Source organism: Cetobacterium sp. (assembly GCF_048470075.1).
Taxonomy (GTDB): domain Bacteria; phylum Fusobacteriota; class Fusobacteriia; order Fusobacteriales; family Fusobacteriaceae; genus Cetobacterium_A.
This window is the reverse complement of record NZ_DBGBQB010000254.1, coordinates 1-9,340: the sequence shown is the minus strand read 5'-3', so window position 1 is coordinate 9,340 and position 9,340 is coordinate 1. Positions and strand designations below refer to the sequence as shown.

The 9,340-nt window shown below is 28.6% G+C and carries 7 protein-coding genes; 2 read left to right on the top strand and 5 right to left on the bottom strand.

Annotated features, from left to right (window positions below; genetic code table 11):
* Positions 1-296 precede the first annotated feature (296 nt).
* Together ACMOUI_RS09185 and ACMOUI_RS09180 are read left to right on the top strand one after the other, a co-directional pair.
* Positions 297-479 (top strand): type II toxin-antitoxin system HicA family toxin, encoded by a 183-nt coding sequence (locus tag ACMOUI_RS09185; RefSeq protein ID WP_047395169.1) that lies wholly within the window; start codon positions 297-299, stop codon positions 477-479.
* 43 nt (positions 480-522) lie between these two features.
* Complete coding sequence (locus ACMOUI_RS09180) at positions 523-921, top strand: type II toxin-antitoxin system HicB family antitoxin (protein WP_047395166.1); 399 nt, start codon at positions 523-525, stop codon at positions 919-921.
* 247 nt (positions 922-1,168) lie between these two features.
* Here ACMOUI_RS09180 and ACMOUI_RS09175 read toward each other — a convergent pair whose 3' ends face one another.
* From ACMOUI_RS09175 to ACMOUI_RS09155, 5 genes are read right to left on the bottom strand one after another with little or no spacing between them, the layout of a single operon-like run.
* Complete coding sequence (locus tag ACMOUI_RS09175; protein ID WP_418965399.1) at positions 1,169-4,267, bottom strand: HsdR family type I site-specific deoxyribonuclease; 3,099 nt, start codon at positions 4,265-4,267, stop codon at positions 1,169-1,171.
* A gap of 15 nt (positions 4,268-4,282) precedes the next feature.
* The gene (locus tag ACMOUI_RS09170) at positions 4,283-5,935 is read right to left on the bottom strand and encodes an AAA family ATPase (protein ID WP_418965398.1); all 1,653 of its coding nucleotides are present in this window, start codon (positions 5,933-5,935) and stop codon (positions 4,283-4,285) included.
* A gap of 38 nt (positions 5,936-5,973) precedes the next feature.
* A complete protein-coding gene (locus ACMOUI_RS09165) occupies positions 5,974-7,056 on the bottom strand; it encodes a restriction endonuclease subunit S (RefSeq protein WP_418965397.1) in 1,083 nt (360 codons plus the stop codon).
* 1 nt (position 7,057) lies between these two features.
* Complete coding sequence (gene fic / locus ACMOUI_RS09160; protein ID WP_418965396.1) at positions 7,058-7,663, bottom strand: protein adenylyltransferase Fic; 606 nt, start codon at positions 7,661-7,663, stop codon at positions 7,058-7,060.
* Positions 7,664-7,666: 3 nt separating this feature from the next.
* Positions 7,667-9,217 carry a type I restriction-modification system subunit M gene (locus ACMOUI_RS09155; protein ID WP_418965395.1) on the bottom strand — a complete coding sequence of 517 codons (1,551 nt, stop codon included), beginning with the start codon at positions 9,215-9,217 and terminating at the stop codon, positions 7,667-7,669.
* Positions 9,218-9,340: the final 123 nt, after the last annotated feature.

The window sequence follows — 9,340 nt, the reverse complement described above, 5'->3', positions numbered from 1 at the left end:
ACTATTAACTCAAAAAAAGCCAACTAATTTAACAATAGTTGGTTTTTTAACTTATAAAAGTTTATTGTAAGACTTTTCTATTGGATACATATACTCTAAATTAATTAAAATATTATACTAAAAAGTATTAATTCTATTAAGTTAGATAATAACTTTTAAGTTTCTACCGTTGTTATCGAAAGAAAACCTGACAGGCTCCCTCTAAAATCAATAGTTATGATACAGCTTTTTAATTATGAAAATAACTTTGACATACACACCACAAATGTGTATAATGTTGTATGAGGTGAATAGACATGTCATATAACTCAAAAGACCTCATTCAACTATTAAAAAATAATGGTTGGATTTTAGATAGAATTAATGGTTCTCATCATATTTTTTATAAAGGAAGTGTAACTATAGTAGTTCCTCATCCTAGAAAAGATATGAAAAAAGGTACGTATCTTTCTATCTTGAAGGCTGCGGGATTAAAATAATCCCGCTGACCTTATATATTAATATAATTTAGAGGTGATGAAAATGAAAAAAGATAGATATATTTATCCAGCAATTTTTCAGCAAGAGGATGAAGGATTTAATATTTCTTTTCCAGATTTACCTGGAGCATTTACATGTGGTGATAGCTTAGAAGAAGCTTTATTTATGGCTAAAGATTGTTTAGGATTATATTTATATTCTTTAGAATCTAGAGGATTAGATCTTCCTAATCCAAGTAAACCTCAAAATATAAAAGTAGATTCAACAGAATTTGTTCAGTTAATTGAAGTTTTTATGACTCCTATTAGAGATGATGAAAATAATAAATGTGTTAGGAGAAATGTAACGCTACCTAAATGGCTTAATGATTTAGCTAAGAAAAATAAGATTAATGTTTCTGCTATTTTAGAAAGTAGCTTAAAAGCTAAATTAGGTTTGTAAAAATTTTCTATTTAAAATTAAAAAGATTGAAATATTATATCTCAATCTTATTTTTATATAGTTTTGTATTATTAAAAACATTTTAAATTTATGATACAATACACACCTAGAAAAAGCAAGAAAAACAGTGGAAATGAGATATATTTTATATAAATTTTACTGTATTATCTGTGGTACAGTCTAAATAATGCACCAAAAAAAGAGGATAACTAAACTTGTTACCCTCTTTTGGTTTATTTCAACTAATTTATACTCTTCCACCAATTCCTTTAAACTTCTCTACAAAAGCTGATATTTTCTGGAATACAGTACTTTTTTTAGTCAAGTAATTAGGGTTAAGAGGACTCATCTTAGGAATGATTTCATTTAGCTCTGTTCCATTATTACTTGCATGTTCTTTCTTTAAGGATGTCATTATATATCTTTTAGCTGCATCAACATTAAGCTTCTCTTCTGCTATCAACTCCTCAGCTTCTTTCACTTGCTCTATTTGAGCGAATGAGAAAAAGGCATCTATAATACTTGCTTTATCATCATACGCATCTAAATCTGTGCTGTTGATAAAATCAACTATTAGACTTTCTTTTGCACGATTTCCTGTACTTGACCTAATTAAACGACGTACATCTCCAATTAATACATCTTTATCCTTTACCTTCTTATGCTTATCAAAAATTAATTCAAGGATATAATCTAAGTTTATCTCTTGTGATTTTAAAAGATCTATTTCAAAAACAACCTCATCCCATTCAAGCACAGAATCCTCTTCAACTCCATGCTTCTTTTCACGACGTAGCCATTCACGAATATCATTGTATGTAGAACGATAATCTTGAACCATTCTCTCTTTAGGCATCTCTATTTTCTGCATAGCAGCGATATCTTCATCACTTACATAATACGTAGCTTTGAACTCTTCAACAGCATTTAAATCTTCCATATCAAGAGATTGTAAAGCTTTTAATCTTGTAAACTCATCATAATTTTGTAATATGTTCTCAACTCTTAAATATTCACCAAAGAGTTTAGCAAAATCCTTTTTATCTCTTTCAGTAACTATATCATCAACATTAGGGAAACGAGAGTTTAACTCTCTAACTACTTCTATATAACCACGACGTACTACACCTGTACTAATATCAGTAAATCCTTCCATATATTCTTTATAACTTTTTTCAAGAACTACATTCTTTGTATTTTTATCACCAAATAGAGTTATAGCATCTATTGTAGCCTGTTCTAAATCTCTAAAAGTAACAATGTTTCCAAAAGTCTTTGTGGAATCATAGATACGATTTGTTCTTGAAAATGCCTGTATTAATCCATGATAACGTAAATTTTTATCTACAAACAGAGTATTTAATGTTGGTGCATCAAAGCCTGTTAAAAACATTCCAACTACAATTATTAGATCAATCTCTTGCTTTCTTACTCTATTAGCAAGATCACGATAATAATTTTGAAATTCTCTACTTTCAATTCCAAAATTTGTTTTAAACATTGTATTATAATCATTAATAGCAGAGCTTAAAAATTCCTTTGCACTTTGATTCATTGCAGAAGGTTCAAAAGTTTCATCAAGAATCTCTCCTATTGAGTTTTGCTCTTCATTAGCTGCAAAAGAGAATATAGTTGCTATCTTTAAAGGCTTTTTACTATCCTTTTGTAGATTCTTCAATGTTTCATAATAAAGTTTTGCTGCATCTACACTACTTACAGTAAGCATTGCATTAAATCCTTTTTCAGCATTATATATACGGTGAGTTTTAACTTTAAAGTTATTAAGAATATATTGAGAAATCTCTTTGATTCTTTCAGGATGTAAAAATGCTGCCTTTGCTTCTGCTGAACTTAATTTTTCTTCATCTTGCTCCATTTCAACAGATTTAAACTTAGGACGTACATCATTATAATCAACTTTAAATTTAAGAACCTTCTCATCTCTAATTGCATCTGTAATAACATATGAATGTAACTCAGTACCAAATACACTTGCAGTAGTTTCAGAACCTAAAGCATTTTCAGGAAATATTGGTGTTCCAGTAAATCCAAACTGATAGTACTTCTTAAACTTCTTAGCAATATTCTTTTGAGCTTCACCAAACTGCGAACGATGAGCTTCATCAAAAATAAAGACAACCTGTTTATTATAAATTGGTAAATCTGCTTCAGTTTTTATTAAATTATTTAACTTCTGAATAGTAGTTACAATAATTTTATTATCATCTTTCTCAATGTTTCTTTTAAGTCCAGCAGTATTTTCAGATCCATTAACACTATCCGGAGAAAAACGTTGATACTCTTTCATTGTCTGGTAATCTAAATCTTTTCTATCTACAACAAAGAATACTTTATCTATAAAATCTAATTCTGTTGCTAAACGTGCCGCTTTAAAACTTGTTAAAGTTTTTCCCGATCCTGTCGTATGCCAAATATACCCACCACTTTCAAGAGTTTTCCATTTCTTAGCTTCGTATGAACTTTTTATCTTCCATAAGATTCTTTCAGTTGCAGCTATCTGGTAAGGTCTCATAATTAATAATGTATTATTTACATCAAAAACTGAATAATGTAGTAGTATATCTAATAGCGTATTCTTTTGAAAAAACGTTGCTGTAAAATCTTTTAAATCTCTAATCAGAGTGTTATCAGATTTTGCCCAGTTCATAGTAAAGTCAAAACTATTTTTATCTCTCTTTGTAGTATTAGCAAAGTATCTTGTATCTGTACCATTTGAAATTACACAAATCTGAAGATATTTAAATAAAGAGTTATCAGCATTAAAGCTCTCTTTAGTATATCTATTAACCTGATTAAATGCTTCACGAATAGCAATTCCACGTTTCTTTAGTTCCACTTGAATTAAAGGTAATCCATTAACTAAAATTGTTACATCATAACGATTACTTTGAGTTCCTTTTTGTTCAAACTGTGAAATAACCTGCAATTTATTTCTACTCATATTTTTCTTATCAACAAGGTAAATATTTTTAATTCGACCATCATCAAAGGTAAAATCATAAATATAATCATCATGAATTTTACGAGTTTTATCTATATAGTTATCACTCGGTTTATCTAAATACTCCTCACAAAATCTTTTCCATTCAGAGTCTAGAAATTTGATTTCATTAAGAGTTTCTAGTTGTATTCTAATATTTTTTAACATCTCTTTTGTATTAATAAGCTTAGGTAAGTATTCATAACCTTGATTTTGTAAATCTTTTATAAGTTCAGCTTCTAATTGAGCTTCAGTTTGATAACTTACACCTTGTTGAGCTATTTTGTCATATTTATCTAAAACTATAAAATTATTAGTTTCTGTAATTGGTTTATAGTCAGCCATAAATTCCCCTTTGTTTTAGTTGATTTCACTTTCAATAGCAACATCTTTTCCACTAAAAGCCATTCCTATTTTTATTACCTTTGATACCCCATTATTTTTCATAGATATATCATATTTTTTCTCATCTATTTGAGCTAAAGCCTCTTTTGCTTTTTCTCCAATACTATTTTTATCCCCTATTTTAAACTCAAAAATTAGTCCAAAGTTCTTCTTATCTTTAGGCTCTAAAGCGATATCATATCTTCCATAACCACTCTCTCTATTAGAAGTTATTATATATTTATCACCTAGCGTTAAAAGAAGTCCAAGCATAAAATGATGATAATACTTCTCGCTATCTCCAGCATCGTGATAACTCACTGCTGATAGATACATTCTCTTAAATTTATTTACAAATGAATTTAATTCACCTAAAAATAAATCCTCCATCATAGTTCCATAAAAATGAACGTCCCCTTTTGTATAACTCTCTATAAAACTTTGTCTAAAGAAGCTTTTAATCTCTACATTAGGTATTTTTAAAGAGTATGATTTAAGCTCGGTTATCGGAGATATTCTCATTTTTTCATATGTTAAATATCCTGAGAATAACATTAAAGACCAAATAGTGTTTGTATTATTTAAATCATCAAAGATTATATTTTCTGAGATAGTTTCCCAAATTACCTCTCCTTTAAATATCATCTCCAACTCTTCAAATACTTTTTTATCATTTTTATCTAATAACTGTTTAATCAAAGCGTTATCACTTGTATTTATCCAGTAAGCTCCTAGTACATTTTTATTCATAAAATTAATCAATGACCAAGGGTTATATACAAGTTTACCTCCAAATGTATATCCGTTATACCATCTTTTAACATCTTCTAATTCATAATCCAATCCATAGTATTTTAAAGCTTCCTCTACTTCCTCTGTTGTTAAACCGAAATAGTTAAAATCACTATCTAAGATTGTAGATACAGTAAGATTATTAAGTCCTGAAAATATACTTTCTTTTGCTACTCTTAATATACCAGTAAGAACTGAAAACTCTAAATATGGATTGCCTTTTAGAGCTGCACTTAGAAAATTACGAAAGAAAAATATAGCGTCATCATAATAGCCTTGAGAGTGAGCAGTTACTAAAGGGGTATCATATTCATCTATTAAAATGATTACCTTTTTTCCATAAAATTTAAAAAGGTATTTAGAGAGATTTTTTAATGCTCCCACAAAATCTCCCGTTTCATTTAAAAACTCTATCCTATCAAAATCTATTTTTTCACTCTCATCTAATTTTTCTCTGATGTATCTTTTTGTATTAAATATATCTTTTAGCAATTTTTTTATCTCTTCAAAACACTCTACCCAATTACTAACTTTTATATCTTTTAAGCTGATATATATAACTGGGTATTCGCCTTGATACATCATTTTGTCTGTATTTGAAATATCTAGCCCATTAAATAAATTTCTATTAGCTTCTTTGTCTTCTATATTAAAGAAATAGTTAAGCATCGACATATTTAAAGTTTTTCCAAATCTTCTTGGCCTAGGTAGTAGTGTAACTTTAGATTTTTTGTTAAGTAACTCATCTATCATTTTTGACTTATCCACAAAATAATAGTTATTTTCTATTATCTCTTTGAAATTATCTATTCCAACTGGTAACTTTTTCTTAACCATCTTTTTTCACCTCACTTTATTTATTATCAAAAACTATACTATTTCTCCAATTTTTTAAATGTAAGTAGTTTATCTCTATAATATTCATATTGCTTTTGACGTGCTTCTATCTCTGCTGGTAAGCCTTCTTTAATATCATTTACAAGAGTATCAAATCTATCTAATATATCAACGATACGTTGTTGCTCTTCAAGAGAAGGGATAGGGAAAGAAATTTTATTTAACACTCCTTGAGTTAAACTTGGAACTCCACCAGCAATATTATATTGCTCAAGATGTTCTTTTTGGAGATAATAAAAAACAAATTTTGGAATTACAATATCTGTATATATTTCTGTATAGAAAATTGTATCAACTGTCCAAAATGGATTTTCTACATAATACAATTTGTCTATAGATCCTTTTCTTGGAATTAATACTGATGGCTTATCTAAAACAAAGGTATCTATATATGTCATTATTCCTCCAGAACCATAAACTGGAATATTACCTTCCTTAAATTGTTTGTAATCTTTTCCATTTTTTATTTTAAGAACATCTGAAATTTTCTTCCACTCAACCTCTTCTCCAAAAGTAAGTAAACTATCTCTATAATATTCATACTGCTGCTTTCTCATTGTAAGCTCTGTTGTAAGCTCTGTTGTAAGCTCTGTAAAACTATCTAAAATACGCACAATCTCCTCTTGTACTGGTAATGGAGGTAGGGGGATTTGGAAATTTTGTAACATTGGTAATGTTATATATGGAATTGACCCTTTTCTTGAATTAATCAATATATAATTACGCAGTGCTCCTTTTAGAAAATGTAAAATAAATCCTATTTTATATTTTTGGAAATTACTTAATACATATGTTCTTTGATAAGCATTAAATTTACCATTATAATAATTTATATGCCCTACTTGACTTCCATTTCCTGAAATTAAAATAGCTTCTGTATCAAAAGCATAGTCATTAATTTTATAAGGCTCTTTATCACAAGTAAAAAATGGGTATATTCCATCTTCAACCATAGCATTTGCATTTAGTTTTCCTGTTTGTATATTACATATACCACCTAACTTTATATATTCCACCCCATTAGGGCATAATTCATTTATTAACTGCTCTAACTTACTCATCTTAGACCTCCTCTGTGTTGTATTCACTATAACCTTCATAGTAGTAACTTACATCAATACCTTTCATAAATATATTACGGTCATTGATTTCAGTAGTAAGAGCTTGTTTTAAAAGATGCTTAATCTCAATATCTTTAACTACACTTCTCTCCATAGATGATAGATATTCATCTTTATCAACTAAATTCCAATCAATTACTACCTTGATATTTTCTTTTAATATAAGGTCAAGCCATATACGAGTTGATCTCCCATTTCCTTCACGAAAAGGGTGAGCAATGTTCATCTCAACATATTTCTCAATAATCTCATCAAATGTAGTTTGTGGCATCTTGTCTATATATTCTAAAGAGGGTTTAAGATACATTAATGGTGCAAAACGAAAATTTCCTTTAGCTATATTTACCTCTCTAACCTTTCCAGCAAACTCATATATATCTTCAAATAAGTATCTATGTATATATTGAAGCCCTTCAAATGTTCCTACCTTAACTTTATTTATATCTCCAGAATCAAATAGTTGCTTAACTTTTTGCTTACTAATTTTCTCTTCAACTTTTGAAAGTTCCACTTGATTAGTAATATTAAGTTTATTATCTAAAATCATACTTTATTCCACCTCAATCTCTGCAACTATCTTATCTATTTCAATACGAAGTCTATCTATATTGCTTACCGTTGCTTTTATCTTGGCATTTAGTTCCTTTATATCTATAATTTCTCTTGTATCTTTAGCTTCTACATAAGTATTTACAGAAAGATTATAATTCTCTTCAGCTATTTTAGAATTATCAACAGATTTTGAAACATGATCAATATCCTCTTTAGTATCAAATATTCTTAATATTTTTTGAATATGCTCCTCTGTTAAGATGTTATTATTTGTTTCTTTCTTGAAGAACTCCTCTCCACTAGCATCTATAAATTGAGTTTTAGAATCAGCTTTATGTTTAGAAAGAATTAGTATATTAACAGCTATTGAAGTACCAAAGAAAAGGTTCGGTGCCAACGATATAACTGTTTCAACAAAGTTATTCTCAATTAGATACTTTCTAATTTTCTGCTCTGCTCCACCACGATAGAATATTCCCGGGAAACAAACTATAGCAGCACGACCTTTACTTGAAAGATAATTTAAACAATGAAGTACAAAAGCAAAGTCTGCTTTAGATTTTGGTGCTAATACTCCAGCAGGAGCAAAACGTTCATCATTGATAAGAGTTGGGTCATCACTACCAATCCAATTAACTGAATACGGAGGATTTGATACAATCGCATCAAATGGTTTTTCATCTCCAAATTCTGGATCTGTAAGTGTATTTCCTAATTTAATATCAAATTTATCATAATTTACATTATGTAAAAACATATTCATACGTGCAAGGTTATATGTTGTATGATTAATTTCTTGTCCATAAAAACCATCTTCAATAACATGATCATCAAATTGTTTTTTAGCTTGTAGTAATAGCGAACCTGATCCAGCAGCAGGGTCATAAATTTTATTAATTGTTTCTTGATTATGTGTTGCTAATTTTGCGATAAGTTTAGATACACTTTGAGGTGTAAAAAACTCTCCACCAGATTTGCCAGCATTAGCAGCATAATTAGAAATTAAAAACTCATATGCATCACCAAATAGATCTATATGATTATCTTCAAAATCTCCAAAATTAAGTCCTTCAACCCCTTTAATAACAGCAGCTAAACGACTATTTTTATCTTTAACTGTATTTCCTAATCTATTGCTTGTAGTATCAAAGTCAGCAAATAATCCTTTTATATCTGACTCAGAAGGATAACCATTTGCAGAACTTTCAATAGCTGAAAATATTGTAGCTAAATCAGTATTTAAACTTTCGTTAGTATTTGCATCTTTAGCAATATTAACGAATAGTTCACTTGGATATATAAAATATCCTTTTGTTTTTATTGCATCCTCTTTAATTTCATCTGTTATAACATCATCACTTAAATCTGCATATTTAAAACTATCATCTCCAGCTTCAATATAGTTAGAGAAGTTTTCACTAATAAATCTATAAAATAACGTTCCTAAAACATATTGCTTAAAATCCCATCCATCTATTGAACCACGAACATCATTTGCTATCTTCCAAATTTGCGATTGTAATTCAGCTCTTTGTGCTATACTTGACATTTTTAATTCCTCCATTTATATAAAATAATTTTATACTCTACTAATGGTATAAAGTTACTTAATTTAATTATAATTTATGCTTTATTATAACATATATATTTTAAAAATTACATGTTGAAACAC

What these genes read in the sequence shown, in the direction of transcription:
- ACMOUI_RS09155 (WP_418965395.1), bottom strand. Translation starts at nt 9,217, where the DNA reads ATGTCAAGTATAGCACAAAGAGCTGAATTACAATCGCAAATTTGGAAG.
- ACMOUI_RS09180 (WP_047395166.1), top strand. Translation starts at nt 523, where the DNA reads ATGAAAAAAGATAGATATATTTATCCAGCAATTTTTCAGCAAGAGGAT.
- ACMOUI_RS09185 (WP_047395169.1), top strand. Translation starts at nt 297, where the DNA reads ATGTCATATAACTCAAAAGACCTCATTCAACTATTAAAAAATAATGGT.
- ACMOUI_RS09165 (WP_418965397.1), bottom strand. Translation starts at nt 7,056, where the DNA reads ATGAGTAAGTTAGAGCAGTTAATAAATGAATTATGCCCTAATGGGGTG.
- ACMOUI_RS09170 (WP_418965398.1), bottom strand. Translation starts at nt 5,935, where the DNA reads ATGGTTAAGAAAAAGTTACCAGTTGGAATAGATAATTTCAAAGAGATA.
- ACMOUI_RS09175 (WP_418965399.1), bottom strand. Translation starts at nt 4,267, where the DNA reads ATGGCTGACTATAAACCAATTACAGAAACTAATAATTTTATAGTTTTA.
- fic (WP_418965396.1), bottom strand. Translation starts at nt 7,663, where the DNA reads ATGATTTTAGATAATAAACTTAATATTACTAATCAAGTGGAACTTTCA.